Source organism: Kitasatospora sp. NPDC052868 (assembly GCF_044547105.1).
Taxonomy (GTDB): Bacteria; Actinomycetota; Actinomycetes; order Streptomycetales; family Streptomycetaceae; genus Kitasatospora.
In genome coordinates this window covers 189,247-212,663 of the sequence record NZ_JBITZW010000013.1, presented here as the reverse complement: position 1 = coordinate 212,663, position 23,417 = coordinate 189,247, and the positions used below count along the sequence as shown (strand labels likewise).

At 74.3% G+C, this 23,417-nt stretch carries 24 protein-coding genes; 8 read left to right on the top strand and 16 right to left on the bottom strand.

Going from position 1 to position 23,417, the window contains the following annotated elements; genetic code table 11:
* Window positions 1–4 precede the first annotated feature (4 nt).
* From ACIGZJ_RS23275 to ACIGZJ_RS23225, 11 genes are all read right to left on the bottom strand, one after another.
* Window positions 5–559, bottom strand: coding sequence for a type 1 glutamine amidotransferase domain-containing protein (locus tag ACIGZJ_RS23275; protein ID WP_396459031.1), 555 nt, complete (start codon window positions 557–559; stop codon window positions 5–7).
* Window positions 560–594: 35 nt separating this feature from the next.
* A complete protein-coding gene (locus ACIGZJ_RS23270) occupies window positions 595–915 on the bottom strand; it encodes a PRC-barrel domain containing protein (protein ID WP_396459010.1) in 321 nt (106 codons plus the stop codon).
* On the bottom strand, window positions 912–1,307 hold the full coding sequence (locus ACIGZJ_RS23265; protein ID WP_396459009.1) for a hypothetical protein: 396 nt from the start codon (window positions 1,305–1,307) through the stop codon (window positions 912–914). Before ACIGZJ_RS23265 ends, ACIGZJ_RS23270 begins: the two co-directional genes overlap by 4 nt.
* Window positions 1,308–1,385: 78 nt before the next feature.
* Entirely contained in the window at window positions 1,386–1,811 is a 426-nt protein-coding gene (locus ACIGZJ_RS23260; protein WP_396459008.1) for a hypothetical protein, read from the bottom strand.
* Window positions 1,812–2,141: 330 nt separating this feature from the next.
* A complete protein-coding gene (locus tag ACIGZJ_RS23255; protein WP_392939319.1) occupies window positions 2,142–2,756 on the bottom strand; it encodes a GNAT family N-acetyltransferase in 615 nt (204 codons plus the stop codon).
* Window positions 2,757–2,872: 116 nt separating this feature from the next.
* Window positions 2,873–3,544, bottom strand: a complete 672-nt coding sequence (locus tag ACIGZJ_RS23250; protein WP_396459007.1) for a TNT domain-containing protein — start codon at window positions 3,542–3,544, stop codon at window positions 2,873–2,875.
* A 284-nt stretch (window positions 3,545–3,828) separates the two neighbouring features.
* Complete coding sequence (locus tag ACIGZJ_RS23245; RefSeq protein ID WP_396459006.1) at window positions 3,829–5,148, bottom strand: geranylgeranyl reductase family protein; 1,320 nt, start codon at window positions 5,146–5,148, stop codon at window positions 3,829–3,831.
* A 259-nt stretch (window positions 5,149–5,407) separates the two neighbouring features.
* Window positions 5,408–6,445 carry an ABC transporter substrate-binding protein gene (locus tag ACIGZJ_RS23240; protein WP_396459005.1) on the bottom strand — a complete coding sequence of 346 codons (1,038 nt, stop codon included), beginning with the start codon at window positions 6,443–6,445 and terminating at the stop codon, window positions 5,408–5,410.
* Window positions 6,446–6,778: 333 nt separating this feature from the next.
* Window positions 6,779–7,876, bottom strand: a complete 1,098-nt coding sequence (locus ACIGZJ_RS23235) for a calcium:proton antiporter (protein WP_396459004.1) — start codon at window positions 7,874–7,876, stop codon at window positions 6,779–6,781.
* 104 nt (window positions 7,877–7,980) lie between these two features.
* Window positions 7,981–9,654, bottom strand: a complete 1,674-nt coding sequence (locus tag ACIGZJ_RS23230; protein WP_396459003.1) for a protein kinase — start codon at window positions 9,652–9,654, stop codon at window positions 7,981–7,983.
* A 6-nt stretch (window positions 9,655–9,660) separates the two neighbouring features.
* Window positions 9,661–10,428 carry a serine/threonine protein kinase gene (locus tag ACIGZJ_RS23225; RefSeq protein WP_396459002.1) on the bottom strand — a complete coding sequence of 256 codons (768 nt, stop codon included), beginning with the start codon at window positions 10,426–10,428 and terminating at the stop codon, window positions 9,661–9,663.
* 324 nt (window positions 10,429–10,752) lie between these two features.
* On the opposite strand from ACIGZJ_RS23225, the gene ACIGZJ_RS23220 reads away from it, so the two are divergent.
* The 3 genes from ACIGZJ_RS23220 to ACIGZJ_RS23210 all read left to right on the top strand — a co-directional run bounded on the left by ACIGZJ_RS23220 (window position 10,753) and on the right by ACIGZJ_RS23210 (window position 13,987).
* A complete protein-coding gene (locus tag ACIGZJ_RS23220; RefSeq protein WP_396459001.1) occupies window positions 10,753–11,166 on the top strand; it encodes a hypothetical protein in 414 nt (137 codons plus the stop codon).
* A gap of 536 nt (window positions 11,167–11,702) precedes the next feature.
* Entirely contained in the window at window positions 11,703–12,770 is a 1,068-nt protein-coding gene (locus ACIGZJ_RS23215) for a polysaccharide deacetylase family protein (protein WP_396459000.1), read from the top strand.
* A 119-nt stretch (window positions 12,771–12,889) separates the two neighbouring features.
* Window positions 12,890–13,987 (top strand): GNAT family N-acetyltransferase, encoded by a 1,098-nt coding sequence (locus ACIGZJ_RS23210; RefSeq protein WP_396458999.1) that lies wholly within the window; start codon window positions 12,890–12,892, stop codon window positions 13,985–13,987.
* On the opposite strand, the gene ACIGZJ_RS23205 is transcribed toward ACIGZJ_RS23210, so the two are convergent.
* Window positions 13,978–14,559 (bottom strand): hypothetical protein, encoded by a 582-nt coding sequence (locus tag ACIGZJ_RS23205; RefSeq protein ID WP_396458998.1) that lies wholly within the window; start codon window positions 14,557–14,559, stop codon window positions 13,978–13,980. The two genes, ACIGZJ_RS23210 and ACIGZJ_RS23205, sit on opposite strands and share 10 nt — an antisense overlap.
* Window positions 14,560–14,889: 330 nt before the next feature.
* Between ACIGZJ_RS23205 and ACIGZJ_RS23200 the strand changes: the two genes are divergently transcribed.
* Together ACIGZJ_RS23200 and ACIGZJ_RS23195 are read left to right on the top strand one after the other, a co-directional pair.
* On the top strand, window positions 14,890–15,165 hold the full coding sequence (locus tag ACIGZJ_RS23200) for a hypothetical protein (RefSeq protein ID WP_396458997.1): 276 nt from the start codon (window positions 14,890–14,892) through the stop codon (window positions 15,163–15,165).
* Window positions 15,166–15,272: 107 nt separating this feature from the next.
* Window positions 15,273–15,752, top strand: coding sequence for an NTP pyrophosphohydrolase (locus tag ACIGZJ_RS23195; protein ID WP_396458996.1), 480 nt, complete (start codon window positions 15,273–15,275; stop codon window positions 15,750–15,752).
* Between the two features lie 60 nt (window positions 15,753–15,812).
* Here ACIGZJ_RS23195 and ACIGZJ_RS23190 read toward each other — a convergent pair whose 3' ends face one another.
* Together ACIGZJ_RS23190 and ACIGZJ_RS23185 are read right to left on the bottom strand one after the other, a co-directional pair.
* Window positions 15,813–16,403 carry a lytic polysaccharide monooxygenase gene (locus ACIGZJ_RS23190; protein ID WP_392939299.1) on the bottom strand — a complete coding sequence of 197 codons (591 nt, stop codon included), beginning with the start codon at window positions 16,401–16,403 and terminating at the stop codon, window positions 15,813–15,815.
* 512 nt (window positions 16,404–16,915) lie between these two features.
* Window positions 16,916–17,221 carry a hypothetical protein gene (locus ACIGZJ_RS23185; protein ID WP_396458995.1) on the bottom strand — a complete coding sequence of 102 codons (306 nt, stop codon included), beginning with the start codon at window positions 17,219–17,221 and terminating at the stop codon, window positions 16,916–16,918.
* A gap of 222 nt (window positions 17,222–17,443) precedes the next feature.
* On the opposite strand from ACIGZJ_RS23185, the gene ACIGZJ_RS23180 reads away from it, so the two are divergent.
* The 3 genes from ACIGZJ_RS23180 to ACIGZJ_RS23170 all read left to right on the top strand — a co-directional run bounded on the left by ACIGZJ_RS23180 (window position 17,444) and on the right by ACIGZJ_RS23170 (window position 21,386).
* Entirely contained in the window at window positions 17,444–18,715 is a 1,272-nt protein-coding gene (locus ACIGZJ_RS23180) for a sensor histidine kinase (protein WP_396458994.1), read from the top strand.
* Window positions 18,712–19,488, top strand: coding sequence for a response regulator (locus ACIGZJ_RS23175; protein WP_396458993.1), 777 nt, complete (start codon window positions 18,712–18,714; stop codon window positions 19,486–19,488). The genes ACIGZJ_RS23180 and ACIGZJ_RS23175 overlap by 4 nt, the downstream gene beginning before the upstream one ends.
* A 212-nt stretch (window positions 19,489–19,700) precedes the next feature.
* Window positions 19,701–21,386: a hypothetical protein gene (locus tag ACIGZJ_RS23170; RefSeq protein WP_396458992.1), complete on the top strand. Its 1,686-nt coding sequence runs from the start codon at window positions 19,701–19,703 to the stop codon at window positions 21,384–21,386.
* Between the two features lie 135 nt (window positions 21,387–21,521).
* On the opposite strand, the gene ACIGZJ_RS23165 is transcribed toward ACIGZJ_RS23170, so the two are convergent.
* Both ACIGZJ_RS23165 and ACIGZJ_RS23160 read right to left on the bottom strand, forming a co-directional pair.
* Entirely contained in the window at window positions 21,522–22,655 is a 1,134-nt protein-coding gene (locus ACIGZJ_RS23165) for an aminotransferase class I/II-fold pyridoxal phosphate-dependent enzyme (protein ID WP_396458991.1), read from the bottom strand.
* On the bottom strand, window positions 22,652–23,395 hold the full coding sequence (locus tag ACIGZJ_RS23160) for a transcriptional regulator (RefSeq protein ID WP_396458990.1): 744 nt from the start codon (window positions 23,393–23,395) through the stop codon (window positions 22,652–22,654). Before ACIGZJ_RS23160 ends, ACIGZJ_RS23165 begins: the two co-directional genes overlap by 4 nt.
* Window positions 23,396–23,417: the final 22 nt, after the last annotated feature.

Sequence of the window (23,417 nt, the reverse complement as noted above, 5' to 3'; positions counted from 1 at the left end):
TGCCTCACCGGTGCGCGGCCTGCGCCGCGTGGGCGAACTCCGTGACGAAGGTGTCGTTGAAGACGGGCAGGTCGCCGGGCCTGCGGCTGGAGACGAGCACTCCGCGGCCGGCCCGGCAGGTGTGGACCTCCTCGTCGACCCAGGTGGCGCCGGCGTTGCGGAGGTCGGTGCGCAGGCTCGGCCAGGAGGTGAGGGTGCGGCCGCGGACGGCGTCGGCCTCGATCAGGGTCCAGGGGCCGTGGCAGATCACGGCGACGGGGCGGCCGGACGCGCAGAAGGCGCGGACGAAGGCCACGGCGGCCTGGTCGGTGCGCAGGTGGTCGGGGCTCGCGACGCCGCCGGGGAGGACCAGGCCGTCGTAGTCGGCGGTGTCGGCCTCGCCGACCGGCTGGTCCACGGCGAAGGTGTCGCCGGGGGTGAGGTGGTGGAAGGCCAGCACCCGGCCGGGTGCGGTGGACAGCAGGCGCGGTGTGCCCCCCGCCTCGGCCACGGCCTGCCAGGGGGAGGTGAGTTCGACCTGCTCGGCGCCTTCGGGGGCGACCAGGAAGGCGATGGTCAGGCCGGTGAGGGTGGTCCGGGGCCAGGGCACGGCGCTCACTGCCGGTAGTGCGCGTCCAGTGCGGCGCGGCCGCCCCGTTCGACCGCCGAGGGCGGCGGGGCGGAGCGGATCCTGGCGCGCGGGCAGTCCAGGTGGACGACCAGTTCCAGATGGTCGATCCGGGAGATCAGCCCAACGGGGACGAGCACCCGGGCCCCCGGCACCCAGGGGCCGGTCTCGACCAGGACGTGGTCGCCGGCGTCGTGTTCCACCCGGCCGAGCGGGCCGTCGGTCGCCTCCACCTCGTAGCCGGTCAGGCTCAGGTCCGCGGCGTGGTGGGAGCCCGGGCGGTACTCCCACAGGTCGGTGGTCATCATGCCTCCGGGTGGTCCCAGGGCCGGTTCTCGCCGGGCCGGTTCTCGCCGGACCGGCCGCGCCCGCCTCCGCCCCTACGACGGCGGCGCAGCAGGACGACGACGCCGACCGAGACGGCCACCCCGAGCGCCCACACCAGCGCGATGGCCGTCAGGACCGGCGCGGTGGGTGTCCGAACCCCGATACTGAGGCAGATCGCGGCCAGTACCAGCGCGGTCATCACCACGCCCGACGGTATGCGGCGGGCCAGGCCGCGCAGCGTGCGCCGGAACCGGCTCGGACGCTTCGCACCCATCGTGCTCAGCCGCCGGTCGAGGCGGGCGTCCTGACGCAGATCACCCTCGATCTCCTCGAGAAGCCGCCGCTCCCGTCCGCTCAAGGCGGGTCCGTCCATCTCGGCCACCTCCGACACTTCCGGTGACGTCCTGGCACCCGGCGGTTGCCCGGTGCAGCCATGTGCCCGGTACGGGCGCTAACCGCTCATCGCGGCCGGGCCGAAGGCCCGGGGGCGGGCGAGCAGACTGTCGTCCAACACGCGCAGCAGGGCGGCGGTGTCGCGGTGCACCTCGGCCGCGCCCGCCGCCAGCAGCTCCGGTCCGGCGGCGCCGTCGGCCGCCACCGCGACGCAGGGGACCCCGATCCGGCGGGCCTGCCGTACCTCGCGGACGCTGCCGGCGACGTAGACCGCATGGGACGCGGCGCCGTCCACCAGGTTGAGGGCCGCGCTCAGCGGATCGGCTCCGGGGGCGGTCACGGTCAGCGCGCGGGCGCCGGCCGGCCCGGGTCCGGTGAGCACGACCGTCCAGCCCCGGGCGGCGCACTCGCGCAGCAACTCGGCCGAACCGGGCAGGGCCGGGTGCCAGTCGGTACCGAAGAGTGCCGCCGAGATGACCGTCATGGCCCACCTCTCCCGTTCCGGAGCCCCTCGGGAGCGTCTCCGAGGAACTTCCGAAGGCCTTCCGAAGCGCGTTCGTCCCACATGCCGCACCGCTTCGCACCCGTACGGCAACCGTCCGCACGCCGTGCACCGGCCGTGCTCTTCCAGGTTAGGCCCGGACCCCCCTCCCCCGCCCGATACGGAGAGTCGGCGGATCCGATGTAGCGCTTACCGCACGGCGGCGGCACGCACGGTGACCACCTGCGCCGGGCCCGATCGCGAACGGCGGGCCCGGTACCCGGCGGGCCGGTCGCACGGCGGGCACGGCGGGCAGGCCTCCCGCCGGGTCGGTCACTCGCCGGGCAGGTCGGCGGGCTCCGGGTCCTCGGCCAGGCGGGCGTGCAGGTGCTCGGCGTGGTACTTGCCGTCGCCGAAGCGGTGGGAGGCGCGCAGGGTGCCCTCGGCGGGGTAGCCGCAGCGCTCGGCGACCCGGCACGAGGCCTCGTTGCCGACCGCGTGGGCGATCTCCACCCGCCGGACCCAGGACTCGGCTATGCCCCAGGTGGTGACGGCCCGGGTGGCCCGGGTGGCGAGGCCGCGCCCGCGGCCGGCGGGGAGCAGCCAGTAGCCGATCATGGCCAGGCCGTCGGCGCGGTCGACCCAGCGCAGCCCGACGGTGCCGAGCAGTTCGTCGTCCCCGGCACCCACGATGGCGAAGGGGGCGCTGTTGCCGCTCTCCCAGCCGGCGGCGAGGCGGTCCAGGAACGCCTCGGCCCCGGCCTGGTCGGTGGCGCGAATCGGACTCCACATGGCGATGTCCGGGTCGGCGGCGGCGGCGAGCATACCGGCCGCCGCTCCACCGCGCACGGTCGTGCTCGGGCCCCATGGGCGCAGCACGGCGTCGCCCAGGTCCAGGGTGGTCGGTCGGAAGGCGCGCTGCTCAACGGTGGGCTCAACGGTGTTCATGCGGCTTTCCTACCCCGGGGTACCACCCGCGCGCCAGCGAATTTCCGCAGGCCACCGCCACCCCGCCGGGGCAGCCGGCGGTGACCGGGCCGGCCCCGGTCACCACCGACGCGTCATCAGATCCGGGCGAGGTAGCCGTTGTCCACCAGCCAGAGCACGTTCAGCCGGGCCGGGCCGTTCGGCACCAGGGCCGCGTCGAGCTGGTACTGCAGGCCGTAGCCGGGCTGGCCGAACCACGGGGCGATCGGGCCCGCGTGCACCTTGAACGGCTTCAGCACCTTGTAGTCGTGGTAGTTGCAGGGCGCCGCGGGGTTGCTGTCCAGGCTCTGCGGCGGGATGGACCGGGTGCCGTAGGGCAGGCCCTCGGGCGCGAGGAAGCTGCCGTACTCGCTGCCGTAGCGGTCGATGTTCTGGTTCGGGTAGAGGGTGATCTCGAACTCGATCGGAGTGCCGTCCGGCAGCGTGACGTAGCCGTTGGCCGGCGGATAGATCCAGCCGGGGGCGCCGTTGTTGGCGGTGGGGCTGTAGTAGGTGGCGAGGAACTGGTCGGTGGAGAGGCTGCCGGTGCGCTGGTAGCCGATCAGTTCGCGGCCGACCCGGCCGGTGGTCGGCAGGTCCTCGGGGCCGAGCCGCGCGTCGCCTTGGTAGTCGGCGGTCGAGCACTCGTCTGAGGGGGTGGCCGTGGCGGCGGTGGCGGCCGCGTCGGCGGCGGAGGCCGGCAGGCTCGGGGCGATCAGGGCGACGGCCGCGGCGAGTGGCGCGACGAGCAGGCGAAGGCGAAGGCGCACGATGTGTCTCCGTCGTATCGGGGTCGGGGCGGCCGGAGGATGATCCGTCACCCTCCGTGTCCAGGTCGCCACCTAGGCAAGCGGATCAGCTGATCCTTCGTCAACACGGCTGGCCCGTAGGGTCGGCCAAATCTCGCCTTTCGGCCAACCCGCGCACGGATGGCCCCCTGGGGCGTGCACGCTGGAGGGTCGCGCGGGCGTGCGGACGGAGCCGGGCTGCGGTTCGAGCCCCGTGGCCCGGCTCCGCGCCGCCGGCCCCCGCGGGTGGGGACGGTCGGTCGGCGTCACCGGCCGCTGGGGGCCACCTTGCCGAGGGCGTGCAGCAGCCGGTCGAGGGCGTCGCGGGAGTTGGGCTCGGTCAGGTTGACCATCAGCCGGAAGACGGCCCGGAGCAGGGCGGGGCTGCTCAGGCCCAGCGCGCCGGCCGGGCCGAGCAGGCGGGGCCGGGCGAGCACCCGGGCGGCGAGGCGCCCGAGTGCGAAGTAGCCGTCGTAGGCCGAGCGCAGCGCCTGCGGGTAGGCGTGCAGGGCGAGTTCGCGGCCGCGGTCGGTGCGGCGGGCCAGCGCCTGGACGATCGTCTCGGCGGCGTAACGGCCGGACTCCATCGCGTACGCGATGCCCTCGCCGGTCGCGGGGCTGACGGTGCCGCCCGCGTCGCCGACCAGCAGCAGGCCGTCCGCGTAGTGGGGCCGGCGGTTGAGGCCCATCGGCAGCGCGGAGCCGCGGACGGGTTCGGTGACCGCCTCGGGGGTGTAGCCGTACTCGGGCGGCAGGCCGGCGCACCAACTGCGCAGCAGTTCCCGCCAGTCGAGCTCGCCCGCGACGGCGGCGGTGTCGAGCACGCCGAGACCGATGTTGGCGGTGCCGTCGCCCATCCCGAACACCCAGGCGTAGCCGGGCATCACGCGCCGCTCCGGGTTCACGGGGTCGCGCAGGTCGAGCCAGGCCTCCAGGTAGCGGTCGTCGTGGCGCGGCGTGGTGAAGTACGTCCGGTAGGCCACGCCCATCGCGCGGTCGGTGCGGCGGTAGCGCTTCATCGCCAGTGACAGCCGGGTGGAGTTGCCGTCCGCGGCGACCACCAGCGGGGCGCGGTACTCGACGGGCCGCTTGCCGTCGCCGAGGCGGGCCGTCACTCCGATGATCCGCCCGCTCCGCTCGTCCACCAACGGGCCTGCCACATTGGCCCGTTCGATCAGTCGGGCGCCGGCCGCCTCGGCCCGGCGGGCGAGCAGCTCGTCGAAGTCCGCGCGGCGCCGGACCAGCCCGAAGCCGGGGTAGGCGGACAGCTCCGGCCAGTCCAGCTCCAGCCGGTGGCGGCCGCTGACCAGCCGCAGCCCCCGGTTGTGCAGCCAGCCCGCCTCCTCGGAGACGTCGACGCCCATGTCCGTCAGCTGCTTGACGACGCGCGGGGTCAGACCGTCGCCGCAGACCTTCTCGCGGGGGAAGGCGGACTTCTCCAGCAGCAGCACGTCGAGCCCGGTGCGGGCCAGGTGGTACGCGGCGGTGGAGCCCGCCGGGCCCGCGCCGACCACGATCACGTCGGCGCCGTCCTCCAGGCGGCCGGGGCCACCGCCAACGGTCAACTGCTGCTCGGGGCCGGGCATCGCGCACTCCAGGGGTCTGATCGGCTGCGGACTCGGCTGGACCCGGCTGGAGTCGGGCGGTCCCGACGGTCGCGACGGTCCCAGCGGTCTCAGACGATAGGGACAGCGACGGCCCGGCTCACGCTCCGACACGCGGGCCCGCCCCGATGGCCGGTCAATACCGGCCACCGGGGCGGGCCGCACGGCGCGGGCCGCCGCGGCACGGGTCGGGTCGGGTCGCCACGATCCGTCCTGATCCGGTCCGGGCGGCGCGGACCGGTCAGAGACCGCCGTTGACCACCGCGCTGGAGACGCCGCCCGGCCGGACGTTCCACTTGGTGAGGATCTTGTCGTACTCCCCGCCGCGGATCACCTGGTCCAGGGCCTTGGCGACCACGTCCCGCAGCTGGGTGTTGTCCTTGGCCACCGTGATGCCGTACGGGCCGGACTGCAGGAAGTGGGTGCTGGCCAGCTGGAACCGGCCGCCGCGCTGCGGCTGCACGGTGTTGTACTGGGCCACCGGGTAGTCGTTGAGGTCGGCGACCGCCGTCCCGGCGGCGACCTCCGCGAGCGCCTGGTCGTCGTCCTCGAACTGGCGGATCTGCAGCGGTTTGCCGATCCGCAGGCAGGCCGTGCTCTGGCGGCCGGCCTGCTCGTCCTGGATGGTGCCGCGCTGGACGGCCACGGCGTGCCCGCAGAGGCTGTCCAGGGTGCTGAGGTTCAGCGGGTTGCCGGTCTTGACCACCATCGAGGTGCCGGTCAGGAAGTAGTCGATGAAGTCCACCCCCGGGTCGATCTGGTGGCCGTCGTCGGCGGCGCCGAGCTGGCGCTGCTTGGTGTCGATGACGGCCGACATCACCAGGTCGAGCTGCTTGGACTGGACGGCCGGAATCAGCTTGTCGAACGCCATGTCCGCGAACTCGACCCGCAGGCCGAGGTAGTTGCCGATGGCGGTGGCGAGCTCGGGATCCAGCCCGGCGGGGGCGCCGTTCGGGTCCTTGAAGTCGACCGGGACGTAGTTGAGGTAGGAGCCGATCCGGAGGACCCCGGCGGCCTTGACCGCCTTGGGGATCCGGGCGCGCAGGTCGGCCTGGCTGCCGGCCTGGACTGCGGGGGCGCCGGCGCAGCCGGAGAGCAGCAGGCCGCCGCCGGCGAGCACGGCGGCGGTGCGCAGGGGTGCGGGGGCGCTGCGGGGACGCCCGGGCGCGGGGGTGCCGGGTCCGGGGGCGTCGGGGATGGCGCTGCCGGGTCTGGTGCTACCGGGTCTGGTGCTACCGGGTCTGGGGGTGTGTGCGGGCATGAGGGAGCGGTGCGTCACGGTGCGTCTTCTTCGCGGTGCGAGGGAGTGAGGGCAGGGAGGCGCCACACCGGGAAGGCTGCCGGGGTACGGAGCGCGGACCTCGTCGCCGTGTGCCCAGATCGGGCCGCCCCGGGGTAGTGGGGGCGGCCGGTCGGCGGAGGTCCGCCGTCGGGGGCGGTCCGGGCCATCCTCGCACCCTGCCGGGGCGCAGCGGCCGCCGGGTGCCCCGCGGGGCGTCCGGCGGCCGCTCCTCGACCGGCGGTCAGTGCCCCTCACGCGCCGCCCGGATGACCGGATTGCGGCTTTGATCCGGTCGGACAATCCGCTTGTACGGGTCGAAATCCGGACAACTCAGGGGTTCACCGCGAGTACCACGTAGGCCGCCAGGATCGCCAGGTGCACCGCGCCCTGCAGCGGGGTCGCCCGGCGCGGGATGACCGTCAGCGTGCCGACCGCGATGGTCAGCGAAAGCAGGACCAGGTGGCTCGGGCCGAGGCCGAGCACCAGCGGGCCGGACAGCCAGGCCGAGGCCACCGCGACCGCCGGGATGGTCAGCCCGATGCTCGCCAGCGCCGAACCGAGCGCGAGGTTGAGGCTGGTCTGCACCCGGTTGCGCAGGGCCGCCCGCAGCGCCGCGATGGTCTCGGGGAGCAGCACCAGCAGGGCGATCACCACACCGACCACCGAGGACGGCAGGCCGGCCGAGTAGACGGCGGACTCGATGGTCGGCGAGACGCTCTTGGCCAGCCCCACCACCGCGACCAGCGCGACGGCGAGCAGCACCAGGCTGGTCCAGGCCGCCCGGGCGGTCGGCGGATCGGCATGGTCCTCGTCCAGCACCTTGCCATCCGGGGTGACCGGCAGGAAGTAGTCCCGGTGCCGGACGGTCAGCGTGGCCACGAACAGCCCGTACAGCACGATCGACGCGGTTGCCGCGAAGACCAGCTGGGTGGAGGAGAACTGCGGGCCCGGCGAGCTGGTGGTGAAGGTCGGCAGCACCAGGCTGAGCGTGGCCAGGGTGCCGATGCAGGCCAGGGCCGCGCCGGTGCCCTCGGCGTTGAACACCGCCACCCTGTACTTGAACGCGGCGACCAGGATGGACAGGCCCAGGATGCCGTTGCAGGTGATCATCACGGCGGCGAACACGGTGTCCCGGGCGAGGGTCGCGGCCTTGTCCCCGCCGTCGGCCATCAGCGTCACGATCAGCGCCACCTCGATGACGGTCACCGCGACCGCGAGCAGCAGCGAGCCGAACGGCTCCCCCACCCGGTGGGCGATCACCTCGGCGTGGTGCACGGCGGCGAGCACCGCACCGGCCAGGAAGCAGGACACCAGCCCCACCACCCAGCCGGGCAGGTCGCGGTGCCAGGTCAGGACGAGGAGGACGAAGGCCACCACCGGGACGACGGCGGTCCACTGTACGGCGGCCGCGCGGAGCTTCGTGAACATGCGGCCGAGCATCGCAGACCGGCCCCCGCGCGACCGGGCGACGCCACCGGGGCCGCCGCGGATGTGACCGGCCGCATAGCCTCCGCAGCCGGCAACCGCGCTGGTCAGCCGCCGTACTCGGCGAGGTATCCGAGCACCTTGGCGACGTGCGCCTTCACCCGCTCGGGTACGCCGCCGGTGTCAGCGACGGTCTTGTCGCTGGTCCGGTAGCCGGCCGTGACGAGGGCGGACAGGTCGCCGGTCAGGCCCCGGCGCTTGAACTGCTGATCGAGCCAGCAGACGTAGTTGCCCATCGACGCGATCGCGTCCGCCGGATCCAGGTAGTCCTTGACACCGTCGTGGTCGCCGTCCTGCGCCCAGGCGTTGAAGACGGCGGGCGTCCACATCGCGATGCCGTACTCGCCGGACTCTGGGTGGGCGGCCTTCGGGTCGAAGCCGCTCTCGGCCTTCAGCATGGCGGCCAGCAGCACCGGGGTGATCTCCGGCTCGGGGCAGCGGCGGGCGGCGTCCTCGATCGGACCGCGCAGTGCGACGGGGACGTCGGCGCCCGCCGGGATCGCGCCGGCCGGGACGGGCGCGGGCCGGGCCGAGGCGGACTGCACCGGCCCGGGGGCGGGCCGGGCGGCGGGGGTCGGCTCCGGGCCACCGGCGACGGCGAGCAGCGCCGCAGCCGCCGCGGCCAGGCCACTGGCCCCGGCCAGCAGGCCGCCCCGGCGCGCCGGACGCGGGCCGGTCTCCCGCGATGGGCCGCGCCGCGTCTCCGCGGCGGTCCCGGTAGGTAGAGCAGTCGCGGTCGGCAGGGCGGTCCCGGCCACCAGGGCGGCGAGGTCGACCCGGCCGCGCGCCTCGCGGTCGGCGGCGAGACAGGCCGTCACCACCGCCCGCCACGACGCGGGCAGGGCGTCGTCCAACCGCAGCGGCGCCGCGCCCCGCGCATAGGCCTGGGCGGCGAGCGAGCGGGCCCGTGCGGTCGCGCCGAGGAAGGGGTGCAGCCCGCCGGTGAGCGCCTGGTGGGCCAGGACGCCGAAGGCCCAGATGTCGGCGCTGGGGCGCAGGGCCATGCCGCGGGCGCCGGTGCGCTGGGACCACCACTCGGGCGGGACGTGGTCGGGCGAGCCGAGCGGCGGGGCGTAGGCGTGGGTGCCCTCCAGTTCGGCGGTGAGGCCGAAGTCGGCCAGCTTGGCGGTGCCGTCGGGCATCAGCAGGATGTTGGCGGGCTTGAGGTCACCGTGCACCCAGCCGCCGGTGTGCATGTGGGTGAGGCCCGCGCAGACCTCGGCGAGGACGCGTTCGGCCCCGGGGACGGGCCTGCCGGGCCGGGCCGCGTCCAGGACGTCCTGGAGGCTGCGGGCGGCGCGCTCCATCACCAGGGCGACGGCGCCGTCGAGTCGGGGATGGGCGGGGTCGTCGATGGTGACGACGGCGAGGGTGCGGATGAGGTGGGGGTGGTCGGCCCGGCGGCTGAAGCGCGTCTCGCTGCGGGCGATCTCGGTCATGGTGCGGCGCTGGCCGGGGCTGAGCCGGGCGGGGCTGAGGAACTTGACGGCGGCGTCCGGGGGTTGGCCCGGTCCGCTGGCGGCGTGGACGCTGCCCCAGGCGCCGCTGCCGATGAGCTCACCGATGCGGTAGCCCGCCACGGGGTAGCCGACCGGGATGTCGGACGGCGGTTCGGTGGCGTCGGGGGTGGGCGTTTCGGGGCCGGGCCTCTCGGGGCCTGACTTCTCCGGGCTCGGCTTCGCCGGGTGGAGACCGTCCGGGTGGCGGCTGTCGGGGTCCACCGCGGGTCAGCCGCCACGCCGGGGCGGGAGCAGCGCCAGGTGCTCCTCCCGCACCAGGTCGAACCTCAGTGCCAGCGCCACGAGTTCCTCCCGCTTGCCACCCGCCCGGGCGCCCGCTGCCGGGTCCTCGTCCACGCTCTCGCGCAGCCGGAGCTTGGCGACCACCAGGTAGTCGATGTGGTAGTTGACGGCCGAGCGGGTGAGCCCCCGGCAGGAGGGCAGGCCCCGCAGCCGGGCCACCACGTCGGTGGCGCCCGGCACCGCGGCGGCGGAGGGCGAGCGCAGCCTCGGTTCGCACAGGGCGAGCAGCACGAGGAAGTACTTGGAGGTGGGATCGAGCGCGAACGGGCTGACCGTACGCTCCCCGCCGCCTCCGCCCGACTCGCCGTCGAGGTAGGCGTGCTGGGGCGCGAAGACCTTGAACGCGGCCGGTTCGCCGAGGGCCGGCAGCAGCACCCGGGAGAACTCGAAGGGCACCGGAGCGCCGAGCCGGCCGGGCGCCACCTTCACGTGCTCGCCCGCGCCCTCCAGGTTCTCCACCACATACGTGGCGGTGGTACTGAAGTTGGAGAGCCGCCAGTAGTCCTCGGCCGCGGTGACCTCGCCGGCCCGGCGCGAGACGCCCTGGTCGGCAAGCGGGATGGCGACGGGCCGACCGGGCTCGCCGCGACCGAACAGCGCGGCCTCTCCAGGGCCCATCCGCAGCAGTGCCGGCCGACCGCCGGAGGCGGATTCCGGGCAGGATTCGGGCAGTTGAACGATGACCGTGTCCACGCAGCCACCTCCGTGAGTCGCGACGATGCTACCGGCCCGAACGACTTCGCGCCGGTCCGCCACCCGCACGAGTGACGGCGCTGCGGGTGCGCCCCGGACGTCACGTGAACACGCCCCCACCCCGGTGGAGTTGGGCGAGGACGGGGCCGCGGATCCCCCTCGGCAACCTCCTGAACACCTCGTTGAACAGCATTCAAAGAAGTTGCGGAATGTAGTTGAACCGTCACCTTGAGTGTGATGCAGCCCACATATGGCATGCTCACAATGTGTGCAAGACTCATCCCACGGAGTGAGATTCCCTTTCTTTCCAAGGAGGTTCATATCATGCGCGCTCGGATCGCAGCCCTGATCGTCGCGGTGGCAGGGATCGCAGCGGCCACGGCCGGACCGGCCTCGGCGACTACGGCCGCAGGCGAGGCCGGTGGAGTGAGCTGTACCGCCGTGGTCAACCACCCGTGCGTCTGGCAGCAGAAGGACGGCGGAGGAGGCGTCGTCGGCGTCGCCCAGGTCTCGCCCGCCCACCCGGCGCAGCTGACGCTGGTTCAGGTCGAGGTGAAGACCCAGCGCGCCTGGGGCAGCCCCTGGGTGACGGTCGCCTCCGCGACCACCCTGCAGACCGGGTTCGCCAAGGCGGTGACGCCGCGCGTGGTCACCAACGAACTCACCATGGTCTGCGCCACCGGCGGCCCCGCCCAGGACGCCGCCCAGCGGGTCACCAGCTGCACCGGCCCGTTCTGACCACACCGCTGAGCCGCACCCACCACGGACCGGGGCCCTGCGCGCCCCCTCCCCCGGGGGGGGCCCCCGGGGCGCCCCCCCCGCCCCCCCCCCCCCCCCCCCCGCCCCCCCCCCCCCCGGGGGCGGGGGGGCGCCGCCCCCCCCCCCCGGGGGGGGGGGGGGGGGCCCCCCCCGGCCCCCCCCCCCGCCCGGGCGTCAGCCCCTCTCCCTTTCAGTGCACCCCGCCACCACGCTCCCCGTTCCGCATCACGCGGCCACCCGCGTCCGCCGCCACCCGGCACCACCGGCAGCCGCTCGGAAAGCTCCCAGCCCACACTCAGGCCAAGGGCGCGCCGACAATGCGCCAACCTCCCCGCCGGAACCCGATCGGCCTGCGCAACCCTCCTCGGAGCATGGGACTTTGCACTATCTTGGCAATTCGTGGAGCGGGGCGGGCCGCCCACCGGGCACGCGTGCGCCGATCGGCGGATCCTGCCCCGCACCGTGCTCCGCCCCGACCACCGCAGCGCACACGTGGAGGAAGGGGGAGCGTGTCGATGCCCGACGGGAGCACGCGTTCGACCGGGGCCGTCGGCGGCCCAACCGCCGGGACCACCGCCCGCGCCACGGATGACGCCGGGCCCACCGGCGTCAGACCCACCGGCACCGGGGGCGCCGGCCGGGGCACTTCGGCGGCCGCGCGGCTCTCCGGACGGCGCTCCACCGTCGACGCCGTTCTGCGCAACTCGCCGCTCCAGCCGCTGTTCCGGCTCGCGGCCACCCGCCGCCTCGCCGTGCTGGCCTACCACGGCGTGGACGACCCGCAGACCTTCGCACTCCAGATGGCCTGCCTGGTCCGACTCGCCCGCCCGGTCACCCTGGCCCGGGTCGAGCAGGCCGTCCGCTCCGGGCGCCCGCTGCCGCCGCGCAGCGTGCTGGTCACCTTCGACGACGGCGACCGCACCGTACTGACCGAGGGGCTGCCCGTCCTCACCCGGCTCGGCATCCCCGCCGCGGCCTTCGTGGTGACCGAACTCATCGACGGCGACCGCCCGTTCTGGTGGTCCGAGGCCGCGTTCCTGGCCGCCCACGGCGGCACCGCGCGCGCCCTGGCCGGCTACGCCCCCAGCGCGGTGGTGCGCAGGATGAAGTCCCTGCCCGACCAGGACCGCCGCACCGCCCTCGCCGAGCTGCGGGAGAGTGCCCGTGCCCAGGCGCCCCGGCAGGAACAGCTCACCCGGCACGACCTGTTGGGCCTCCACCGGTCCGGCGTCGCGATCGGCAACCACACTGCGGGCCACCCCTGCCTGGACCACTGCGACGACGACACCGTCCGGGACGAGATCACCCGCGCCCACCACTCGCTCACCGGTTGGCTCGACGGCGAGGAACCCACCGCCTTCGCCTACCCCAACGGCAACACCGACCCGCGCGCGGACGCCGTCCTGCGCCAACTCGGCTACCGCGTCGGCTTCCTGTTCGACCACCGGCACGACCGCCTGCTGCCGCACCGCCCGCTGCAGGTCAGCCGGCTTCGGGTGAACTCCACCACCAGCCGGGACAGGTTCGACACAATTCTCTCCGGGCTCCATCCGGCCGTGCACCGACTGCGCGGCGGGGCCTGAGAGACACCGGGGGCCGCGCGACACCCGGGCCTTGGGGATACCCGGGTCGTAGGGACACCCGGGTCTTGGGGACACCCGGGTCTTGGGGACACCGGGCGGCGAGACACTGGGGGTTGGGGATGGCACCTGTCGAGACGACGGTCCGGGCGGTCGGGCCCGTCCGCTACCGGACCGCCGCACTACCGGCCGACATCCTGGACGGCTGGCGGGAGTTGGCTGCCGGCGACCCGGACGGCTCCTGGTTCGGCACGCCCGAGTGGATCCTCGCCTGGTGGGAGACGCTCGGCGCGAAGCAGCGCGGCGGCGAGATCACGGTCTGGCGCGAGGCGGACGGCCGGGTCTCGGCCGTCGTCCCGCTGCTGCGCACCTGGCGCCGCCTCCACCCGCGCGCGCCACTGGCCGTCCCCTGCCTGACCGTGCTCGGCTCCGGCCCCGGCGCCGCCGACCACTGCGGCTTCACCGCCGCACCGGAGCGCCGGGCCGAGGTCGCCGACTGGCTGCACCGCCGGGCCCGGCGGGCGACCCTGCTGCTCACCGACCTCGACCCGGGGCAGCGCCAACTGCTGCCGCCCGGCGCGGTCGAGACCGGCCGCACCCCGTGCCCGCGCGCCGACCTCCGGGCCGGCCCGGAGGCGCTCGGCTCCCGGCAGTTCCGGGCCGACCTGCGCCGCTACGGCCGCAAACTGGCGGCCGACGGGGTCACCTTCCGCTGGGTGGCACCGGCCGTTGGAGAGCGCGAACTCCCCGAGCGGATCGAACTGTTGCACGCCGCGCTCCGGCTGCACCGGGAGCGTCGGGCCGCCCTCGGCCTGCCGACCACCTTCGACGCGGCCCGCGCACCGCTGCACGTCCGGCTGATCCAGCGGGCCGCCGCGACCGGCCGGGGCGAGGGCCCGGCCTTCCTGGTCGCCGAGCGGGCCGGCGAGGTGGTCGGCGTGCTCTACGGGTTCCGGTGGCGGAACACCTTCGCCTACTACCAGATCGGCTGGGACCAGTCGCTGGCGCCGCTGCGGCTCGGCACGGCCGTGATCGCCGAGGCGATCCGGGCCGCCGCCGACCAGGGCCTCGCCACCTTCGACTTCCTGCGCGGCACCGAGCCGTACAAGTACCGGTTCGACGCGGTGGACCGCGAGGACGTCTCCTGGCTGGTGCCGCACGGCCTCCCGGGCGCGCTGCTCGGCCTCAAGTACCGGGCCAAGGCGGCCCGTCAGGCCTGAGACCGCCACGAAGCGGACGCGGCCCCGGGCACCGCCGCGATCCCGGGTGCCCCGCCGGTCGCAGGTGCCCCTTCGGTCGTCGCCGGACCGGAGCTGGTGCGGATGCTCTGCGTCGCCACCGGGATGCCCTGCCCGGCGGGCGTCGACGCCGTCATCGGCACACTGGCGCGAACGGCCGCCGTCACCCCCACTCCCGCCGTCGCCGCGGCGGCGGCGGGAGTCGCCTCGAAGCCGACCGCCGCCAGCGAGTACAGGCGCAGGACGAGGTTCGGATGCTCCGGGTCGCCGCCGGTCCAGTCGGCGTCCTTGCTCCGGATCACCTGCGTGCGCTCCCCCGAACCGAGGCACTCGACCGGGCCCAGCCGCATCCGGATGTTGGGACACCAGCGCCCGTTCCAGCTGTGCTCCAACTCCAGCTCCCACTCGTCCTCCCGGACGTCCAGGAACTCCCCCACCCGACCCGCCAGCACAGCGGTCCCGTACGAGGCCCGAACCACCGCCCGCTGATCGAAGACGGCGTCCTTCCCGATGACCGTGATCCGCCACGGCCCGCTCATTCGCAGCACAGCCACCCTCCCAAGCCCTCCCCGTCCGCGGGACAGCCGACCCCGCACTCCCTCGACGGCCCCGCACCCCCCACCGGTTCAGATCCCCGCCCCGGCCCACCCGCCCGCACCCGGCATCCCGCACCCGGCATCCGGTTGCGGAAGGACGAGAAGGCCACTGCCAGTCGTCGCCCACCGGCTTGGCGGCGTGCACCGCCTGGGCCACTTTGGTCCAGACCATTGACGGGGGCGGCCCGAGGCAGCAGGATCGGCGACGCTCGCGGGGCCCCGCCGGCCGCATCTCGCACGTTCTGTGATCCTTCGTCAGTCGAAAGGCAAGGAACCAGGCGCAAGATCGTGAAGGCCGCTGCCACCGCAGCGGTCGGCGGAGCACTGCTCCTCGGCTTCACCGGGTCGGCCACGGCTGCCGCCCTCCCCCCGGGGCCGGTCTCGCTCGGCGGCAAGGGCTGCCCGGCGCACTACTGGAACCAGGCCCAGTACGGCTCGTACGACCAGTACCTGCAGTACACCTACGTCGGGGGCAACGGCGTCCGGTTCGGCATGTACGCCGTGTACTTCAACAACCCGGCGCGCGGCACCAGTTACGACTCGGCGATCTCCTACACCTGCTGACCGCCGACGGTTGTCCGGGGTGGGCGCCCGCGCCCACCCCGAACGTCTCCGCCCCCAGGGCCGCTTGAGGGTCGGAAGCGGGACTCCGCGTGGCAGGCTTGCGGGCCATGAGCGAACGCGATGCGGGTGGGACGGACGAGCGGGTGCCGCTGCTGGTGGTGGACGCCGCCAACGTGGTGGGCTCGGTGCCCGACGGCTGGTGGCGGGACCGCCGGGGGGCGGCCGAGCGGCTGCGCGACGCACTGGTCGCCGTCGCCCGATACGGACCGGCCCACCGGGACGCGGCACGTTCCCTGCCGGAGCCCGGACCGGTGGAGGTGGTGCTGGTCGTGGAGGGCGCGGCCCGCGGAGTGACGGCGGTGCCGGGTGTCCGGGTCGTCGCCGCCCCCGGCTCGGGGGACGACCGGATCGTCGAACTGGTCGCGGAGGCCCTGGCCGCCGGGCCCCGACGGGACTGCCGGGTCGTCACCGCGGACCGCGGCCTGCGCGCCCGCGTCACCGCCCTCGGCGCCGGGGTGCTCGGCCCGCGCTCGGTGTGGCCGGCCCTTCCGGCCCACCCGGCCCACCGCGCTCGCCCGGAGTCCTGAGCCCCCGGCCGCGCGGGGGCCCGCCCCGCAGTGCGGGGCGGGCCATGGCTGCGGTACGGGTCAGAACTGGACGTCCGTGCAGGAGTAGAAGGCGTTCGCGGTGTCGGCGACGTCCCAGACCGCGACGACCACGTGGTGCCCGGTGCGGCCGGTGGGGAGGGTGGCGGTGTGGGTGGTGGTGGCGGCGGGCTGGCGGCCGTTGTAGGGGACGGTCAGGAACGGGGTGAGGTCGAGGGCGGCCCGGGTGATCTTCTGGGTCGCGTCGTAGCCGGGCCTGGTGAGGAAGTACCGGAAGTTCGTCGTCGAGTGCCTGGCCTCGATCTCCCAGGTGAAGGTGAGCTGTTGACCACCCGTCACCTTGGTGGTCGGCCACTTGCCGCTGCGCGGGTTGTCCAGCGGCGCCCATCGCGCGTCGGCGCCCGCGCAGATGGTTCCGTCGGCGGGTCCCTTGGCCGGGAAGCCCTTGGGGCCCTCGACGCTCTGGGGTTCCCACTGGATGTCACCGCAGTTGGTGACGACGCCCGCGCCGCAGAGCGCCGAGCGGCTCGGCGGGAGGTTGATGAAGCCGTGCGACTGGGCCGGCCCGGCCGTCACGAGCGGGACGGCCGCGGCCGCGGCCAGCACGGCACCGATGATGTGGCGTCTACGCATGATGCTCCTCCGTGGGGGTGGATGGAGAGTGCGCCCGACGCAGGCGGCGCGTGGGGGTGCGCCGATCCGCCCGCATCGACGGGACGGCCTGGCCGCCGAGTCGATTGGCATGCCTGCGCCAGGTCGGTACCGGAACCGTAGACGCCGCCCCCGTGAACCGTCAATGGTCTGTACCACAGCGGGAGTTGGGCAATCCGGCGAGGTCCGGGCCGCCGCATGCGGCGGGTCGCCGTTTCAGCTCGCCGCCGTCCGGCCGCAGGGGGCGACAAGGGTCTCGCGGGGACGTCGAACCGCCGGCAGGGCCGGCGGTGGCGTTACGGGAGTCCGGTGCGGTGGTGCTGGTGTACGCGCCGCCGGGCGAGGAGTTCGCGGCGCCGCTGACGCGTGTCGGCGTGCCGCTGGTACCAGAAGGGCCTGTCTCGCGGATCACGTCGAGCTGCTCGACGTCATCCGAAAGACAGGCCCATGGCCTCGGCGCGGCCCGCGAGGACGCCCCCGGTCAGGAGACCGGGCTACTCGGCGCCGCTGACGCCGGGCGCGACGAACCGCCGGTGGAGCGGGGAGAAGGAGACCTCGGGGGTGCCGGCGATGCCGGCCTTCTCGACCGCCGGTGTCAGCCGCTGGGCGAGGAACGCCTCGAAGGCCTGCGGGGACTCCCACACGTCGGTCACGCACAGGCCCTGGTCGTCGAACCAGGCCACATGGACCTGACCGCCCGCCGACGGGATCTCCTCCCAGTCGACGGCGTCCCGCACCGCGTTGTACTGCTCCGGCGTGACCCCGGCCCAGCGCATCGACATCACCACAGCCACAGCCATGTCCGTTCCCCTTGCTCAGTAGCGGCATACCGGTCACCTACCAGCCAACAGCCTCCACCGGCGCGACGCACCCCGACGAGGGACGAAGGCTCCCCGGTGGCATCGGGGCAGGCCCCGGTCCCGCGTCACGAGGGTCTCGGGCGCACATCGCGGGAAGTCGGGAGATCAGGCTCCCCCGATCGGGGGAGGCCGCCGCCGAGCTGCCCCGCCATACTCGTGATCATGATCAAGGGAATCCAGCCGCTGCTGCGCGGCTCCACGTACACGGGCGTCCTGTTCGCCTTCTGCGGCGCGTTGGCGAGCCTCCCGCTGCTGCCCTTCGCGCTGCTGCCGGCGCTGGCGTGGCAGTCCGCTCCGGAGGGGGTGCAGCTCGCGCTGGTCCTGCTGCTCTGGGCGGTACTGGTCGGTGTGGTCGGGCTGGCCCGCACCACGCGGCGGGTACTGATCGTGTCCGCCCGTCGGCTGCTGCGGGTGCCGTTGCCGGATCCGGTGGCCGCCCGTCGGCCCGCGGGCTCTCCCGACACCGCACCGGCCCCCGGCGGGCCGGCCGGCGCCGACCGCTGGCGGACTCCGCTCTGGCTGCTGCTGCACGTGGCGCTGGGGTGGGCGGGCGGCCTGGTGGGCGGTGTGCTGATCGCGGCGGGCCTGGCCATGCCGGGCGGCTGGACCGGCTCCGAGGCGAAGGTGATCCTGTTCGGCTGGTCGGTGCAGGCCGCGGGCGGCTGGAGCTGGGTGGCGGCGGTCGGCTGCGTGCTGCTGGCGGTGGCGGTGTTTGTGACGGTGGCGAACATCCTGCGGTGGTCGGCGCCACGGCTGCTGGGCCCCTCGGCGGCCGAGCGGCTCGTACTGGCGGCCGAGCGGGAGCTGCTGCTGGCCGAACGCAACCGACTGGCCCACGAGTTGCACGACTCGATCGGACACACCCTGACGGCCGCCACGATCCAGGCGGCGGTGGCGGGCGAGGTCCTCTCCGCCGACCCGGTGGCGGCGCGGGCCGCCATGCGCAGCATCGAGGAGTCGACCCGGGCCGCGCTGGAGGACCTGGACTACGTGCTGGGTGTACTGCGCGAGGAGAAGGCGGGGACGGCGCCGACCCGGACCCTGGCCGACCTGCCCGAGCTGCTGGACCGGTTGGGGCACGCGGGCGCGGTGGTGGAGCCGGAGCTGTCGGGCGAGTTGGCGCAGGTACAGGGGACGCTCTCCCGGGCGGCGTACCGGATCCTCCAGGAGGGGCTGACGAACGCGCTGCGGCACGGGGCGGGCGGGCCGATCGGGCTCCGGGTGGCGGCCGTCCCGGACGGGCTGGAACTCAGCGTGGTCAACCGGACCGGCACGGGCGCGGACCCGGCCAACGGGGCCTTCCCGACGTCCGGGCACGGCCTGACCGGACTGGCCGAGCGGGTACGGCTGCTGAACGGCGAGTTCGAGGCCGGCCCGCACGGGGAGCAGCACTGGCGGCTGTCGGTTCGGCTGCCGGTACGCTTGCCCGCATGATCGGCTCTGACGTGAGCGCAACCCTCCTGACCGGCGCCGACGCGAGCGCAGCCGCCGTGGCCGACCCCGCCGCCGACCCCGCCGACCCCGCTGACCCTTCCGCCGGCCCGACCGGCAGCGCCGTCACGCTCGTGATCGCGGACGACGACGAGGTGACCCGCAGCGGTCTGCGCACCCTGCTCGCGGCGCAGCCGGGGATCGCGGTGGTCGGGGAGGCCGCCGACGGTGTCGAGGCGGTCGAGCAGGCGCTGCGGCTGCGGCCGGACGTGGTGCTGATGGATGTGCGGATGCCCCGTCGCAACGGGATCGACGCCACCCGGCAGCTGCTGGCCGAGTCGGCCGACCCGCCGAGGGTCGTGGTGATCACCACCTTCGAGAACGACGACTACGTCACCGCCGCGCTCAGCGCGGGGGCCAGCGGGTTCGTACTCAAGCGGCGTCCGGTCCGGGAGATCGCGGAGGCGGTGCGGGTGGTGGCGGCCGGGGAGGCGATCCTCTTCCCCGCGGCCCTGCGCCGGATGGTCGCCGCCCGGCCGCTGGGCTCCGCCCAGGCGTTGCCGCAGGCGGCGCTGACCGGGCGGGAGGAGGAGGTGCTGCGGTTGATGGCCACCGGCCTGTCCAACCCGGAGATCGCGGGGTCGCTCGTGGTGAGCCTGGAGACGGTCAAGACGCACGTCGGGAACGTGCTGACCAAGCTCGGCGCGCAGAACCGGACCCACGCGGTGGTGATCGCGTACGAGTCCGGGCTGGTGGTGCCGGGGGTTGCCGGCTGACCCGGCGTGAGGTGACCCGGCGCCCGTCCTGACGGACCGTGGCCTGCGCTCCGGGCCCCGGCTGTTCTCCTCGAAGCTCTCCTGCCGCTACCCCGGGGCGGCCGGAAATATTCCGCAGCGTGCGAACGTTCGGGGATGTAGGCTCTCCGATCAAGGACTTTTGAACGAGTTCAGGAACAGGAATTGGGGGGCCGGTGTACCGTCACCGTGTCATGATCTCCGCTGCCGTCGTCGCGGCAGTCGTCGGCTTCGTACCCGCCACGGCGCAGGCGGCGAGCCCGTCGGCCGGTCCCGGCGGGGCCGCGAGCACCACCGCCCCGGCCGAAGGCGCCGGGCAGGGCGCCCCCTCGGCGGGCGCCTCCGCGCGGACGGCCGAGGATGCCGCCGCCGAGAAGGCCGCGAGGGACGCCGTGGCGAAGGACATCGCCGCGGGGAACGCCGAGGCCGCCAAGGCCAGGACCGGCGCCCGGGCCGCTGCGCCGGGTGCGGCGGCCGAGCAGCCGTACTTCCAGGTCTTCACCGGTGAGTCCAACCGGAACGCGCACAGCATGGGGATGGCGGTCGGCGTCAGCAGCGACCTGACCGAGGGGGCCGTCGACTACAAGGTCGACTGGGGTGACGGCAGTACCTCCTCCGAGGTCGGCCTCCTCAAGGAGGTGCGGTTCCTCGACCACACCTTCGCCGAGGTCGGGACCCACAAGATCACGATCACGGCGACCGAGCTGCTCAACAAGCTGACCGTCGTCACCGTCAAAGAGGTGGTCCTGGACGGCACCGAGTTCACCCCGCACTCGCCCACCCGGCTGCTGGACACCCGCGACGGCACCGGGGCCCCGGCCGCCGGAGCGGTCGCCCCGTACGCCACGACCCGGGTGAAGGTCGCCGGCAACGGCGACATCCCGGCGGGGGTGACGTCGGTGGCGCTGAACATCACCGCCACCAACACCACGGCGGACGGTCACGTCATCGCGTACGCCTCCGGCACCAAGCAGCCGACCACCTCGAACGTGAACTTCACGGCCGGGCAGACCGTGCCGACCCTGGCGATCGTGCCGGTCGGCGCGGACGGGTACGTCGAGCTGGCCAACCGCAGCGGCGCCCCGACGGACCTGATCGCCGACGTGACGGGCTACTTCACCAAGTCCGCGGCCAACGGGTACACCTCCGTGAAGCCGTCCCGGATCGCCGACACCCGCGAGGGTCGGGGCACGGCCCAGGGGCAGGCCGCCGGGCAGAGCACCTTCACCGTGCAGGTCGCCGGCCAGGGCGGGCTTCCGGCCCAGGGCGTCGCGGCCGTCGCGCTCAACGTCACGGTCACCGATCCGAAGGGCCCCGGCCACCTGACCGTGTTCCCGAGCGGCGAGCAGCCGTCGGCCACCTCGAACCTGAACTTCACCACCGGACAGACGGTCGCCAACGCGGTGATCGTGCCGGTCGGCCCCGACGGCCGGATCGGCATCCGCAACGGTGCCTGGGCCGGAGCGGACGTGGTCGTGGACGTCACCGGCTACTACGGCACCGACGGCAAGGCCGCCTACCTGCCGGAGGAGCCCCGGCGACTGGTCGACACCCGGCCCTGGTCGCCGCTCGCCGGCCGGAGCTACGACCGTGAAGGGGTCTGGACGTCCGACCGGGCGCTCGAAGCCCTCGTCCTGAACACGACGGTGACCAACCCGCAGGGCAGCGGCCACCTCGCGGTCGCTCCGGATCCGACCGACCAGGGCGGCGCCCGGCCGACTCCGCCGGACTCCTCGGTCCTGAACTGGACCAAGGGTGCCACCGTTTCCAACCTGGTCCAGGCGGACATCAGGAACGCGCGGTACGTCGACATCTGGAACCTGGGCTGGGAGCCGACCGACCTGATCGTCGACCTGGTCGGTACGTACGACCGGAGCTGACGCCCCGCCCGCACCGCACGCCGGCCGTCCGTCCCTCCGGGGGCGGGCGGCCGGCGCCGTTCCCGCAGCCGGGGCCGGGCGCGCGGCGCGGGCCTTCAGCGCCGTTTCTCAAGCCCTTTTCTCAAGCCCCGATTCTCAGCGCCGGCCCTTCAGCCAGTCGGCGAAGGCGGCCAGTGCGGGGGCCGGGTCGCGGCGGCCGAGGCCGATGCGGAAGCGGTCGGTGGGGGTGGGGGTGAGTTCGGAGCGGTAGATGCTCGCGGGCAGGAGCAGGACGCCGGCCTGCTCGACCAGCCGGGTGCAGAACTCCTCCACGCCGTCCGCGCCGAGGTAGCGGGGATAGGCGACGCAGCCGCCGTCCGGGGCTCGCCACTCGAAGAGGTCGGGGAAGGCCGCGAAGAACGCGTCGAACTGCGGCAGGTTGGCGGCGATGATCGCCCGGTTGCGGGACAGGATCCGCTCGCGGTTGTTGATCGCGATCCGGGCCAGGATCTCGCTCGGCGCGGAGTTGCAGATGGTGGTGTAGTGCTTGGCGCGCTCCAGGCGGCTGCGCAACTCCCGGTCGCGGCAGGCGATCCAGCCGACCCGCAGGCCGGGCAGGCCGAGGGACTTGGAGGTGACGTTGAGCGAGAGGGCGGTCCGGGAGAGGTCGGCGGCCTGCGGCAGGGTGCGGGCCGGGTCGTACTCCAGGCCGCGGTAGACCTCGTCGCTGAAGAGGTGGATGCCACGCTCGTCGCAGAGTTGGGCGATCCGGGTGAGGTCGGCCGCGTCGATCACCTTGCCGGTGGGGTTGTTGGGGAAGTTGACGGACACCACGCGGGTGTTGGGGCGCAGCGCGGCGGTCAGTTCGTCCAGGTCGAGCGCCCAGTCGCGCCCGGCGTCCAGGGCGACCCCGGTGACCTCGCAGAGCGAGAGCGGAATGGTCTCCGCGGACTGGTAGTTGGGCGTCAGGACGACGGCGTGGTCGGCTGGTCCGAGCAGCACCTGCATGGCCAGGTTGAGGGCCTCCTGCGCGCCGCCGAAGCAGATCACGTCGTCGGTGTCGACGTGCTCGTACATGCCGGCGATCGCCTGCCGCAGGGCCGGGTCGCCGAAGGTCTCGGTGTAGCCGAGGGTGAGGTTGTCCCAGGCGTGCCGGTCCCCGGGGCCGGCCAGGGCGAGCAGTTCGGACATCGCCATGGTCTGCGCGTCGGAGGCGGTGAGGTGGTGGCGGGCGGTGAACTCCCAGCGGGAGAAGTGGGTTTCCAGCCGGAAGTCGGGCAGCCTGGTCATCGGCGGTTCCTCTGTTCTGCGTTCGGCTGTTCTGCGTTCGGCTGTTCTGCGTCGGCCTGTCGGGCTTCGCTCTGTTGCACGTCGGCCTGCAGCGCTTCGGCCCGTTGGGCCTCCGGCTCGCCTCTGAGCTCGGCGAGCAGGGTGTAGACCGTCGAGCGCGAGACCTTGAGCGCGGTGGCGACGGCCGGGACGGCGCGGCGTACCGCGAGCACCCCGGCCTGGTCGAGTTCGCGCAGCACGGCGAGCCGGTCCTCGCGGCCGAGCCGGTCCAGCGGTCGGCCGTGGGCGCGGACGTAGCCGCCGACGACGTCGTTCATCCGCTCCGTCCAGTCCCGTTCGAAGAGCGGTTCGGGGCGGGGGGCGGTGGGGGCGGCGAAGCCGGCCAGCAGGGCGGCGGCGTGTTCCAGCGGTCCGCGGTCGAGGTTCACGCAGAGCACGGCCGAGGGGCGGCCTTCGGCGTCGCGGAGCACGGCGCTGACCGAGGAGAGCCGCCGTCCGTCGGGCAGCAGCTTCTCGTAGGGCCCGTAGACGTCGGGCGCGGACGGGTCCAGCCCGTCCAGTTCGCCGAGCAGGGACGGGTCGCCGGGGGCGCGGCCGCTCATCGGGTTCCAGAGGGCGAGGACCTCGTCGCGGACGGCGTCGTGCAGCACCACCTCGGCGTAGGGGCCGAGCAGCAGCGCCACCGCCTGGCACACGGGCGACCAGGCCTGGACGCGCGGGTCTGGGGTCTCTGCGGTCATATCTGGACTGTACGTCCAGTCT

Excerpts from the sequence above, each read along its gene's own strand:
- ACIGZJ_RS23255 (WP_392939319.1), bottom strand. The coding sequence starts at position 2,756 with ATGAACACCGTTGAGCCCACCGTTGAGCAGCGCGCCTTCCGACCGACC.
- ACIGZJ_RS23235 (WP_396459004.1), bottom strand. The coding sequence starts at position 7,876 with ATGTTCACGAAGCTCCGCGCGGCCGCCGTACAGTGGACCGCCGTCGTC.
- ACIGZJ_RS23195 (WP_396458996.1), top strand. The coding sequence starts at position 15,273 with ATGAGCGAACGCGATGCGGGTGGGACGGACGAGCGGGTGCCGCTGCTG.
- ACIGZJ_RS23245 (WP_396459006.1), bottom strand. The coding sequence starts at position 5,148 with ATGCCCGGCCCCGAGCAGCAGTTGACCGTTGGCGGTGGCCCCGGCCGC.
- ACIGZJ_RS23215 (WP_396459000.1), top strand. The coding sequence starts at position 11,703 with ATGCCCGACGGGAGCACGCGTTCGACCGGGGCCGTCGGCGGCCCAACC.
- ACIGZJ_RS23270 (WP_396459010.1), bottom strand. The coding sequence starts at position 915 with ATGATGACCACCGACCTGTGGGAGTACCGCCCGGGCTCCCACCACGCC.
- ACIGZJ_RS23265 (WP_396459009.1), bottom strand. The coding sequence starts at position 1,307 with ATGGACGGACCCGCCTTGAGCGGACGGGAGCGGCGGCTTCTCGAGGAG.
- ACIGZJ_RS23260 (WP_396459008.1), bottom strand. The coding sequence starts at position 1,811 with ATGACGGTCATCTCGGCGGCACTCTTCGGTACCGACTGGCACCCGGCC.
- ACIGZJ_RS23185 (WP_396458995.1), bottom strand. The coding sequence starts at position 17,221 with ATGGCTGTGGCTGTGGTGATGTCGATGCGCTGGGCCGGGGTCACGCCG.
- ACIGZJ_RS23180 (WP_396458994.1), top strand. The coding sequence starts at position 17,444 with ATGATCAAGGGAATCCAGCCGCTGCTGCGCGGCTCCACGTACACGGGC.
- ACIGZJ_RS23175 (WP_396458993.1), top strand. The coding sequence starts at position 18,712 with ATGATCGGCTCTGACGTGAGCGCAACCCTCCTGACCGGCGCCGACGCG.
- ACIGZJ_RS23220 (WP_396459001.1), top strand. The coding sequence starts at position 10,753 with ATGCGCGCTCGGATCGCAGCCCTGATCGTCGCGGTGGCAGGGATCGCA.
- ACIGZJ_RS23210 (WP_396458999.1), top strand. The coding sequence starts at position 12,890 with ATGGCACCTGTCGAGACGACGGTCCGGGCGGTCGGGCCCGTCCGCTAC.
- ACIGZJ_RS23170 (WP_396458992.1), top strand. The coding sequence starts at position 19,701 with ATGATCTCCGCTGCCGTCGTCGCGGCAGTCGTCGGCTTCGTACCCGCC.
- ACIGZJ_RS23160 (WP_396458990.1), bottom strand. The coding sequence starts at position 23,395 with ATGACCGCAGAGACCCCAGACCCGCGCGTCCAGGCCTGGTCGCCCGTG.
- ACIGZJ_RS23190 (WP_392939299.1), bottom strand. The coding sequence starts at position 16,403 with ATGCGTAGACGCCACATCATCGGTGCCGTGCTGGCCGCGGCCGCGGCC.
- ACIGZJ_RS23165 (WP_396458991.1), bottom strand. The coding sequence starts at position 22,655 with ATGACCAGGCTGCCCGACTTCCGGCTGGAAACCCACTTCTCCCGCTGG.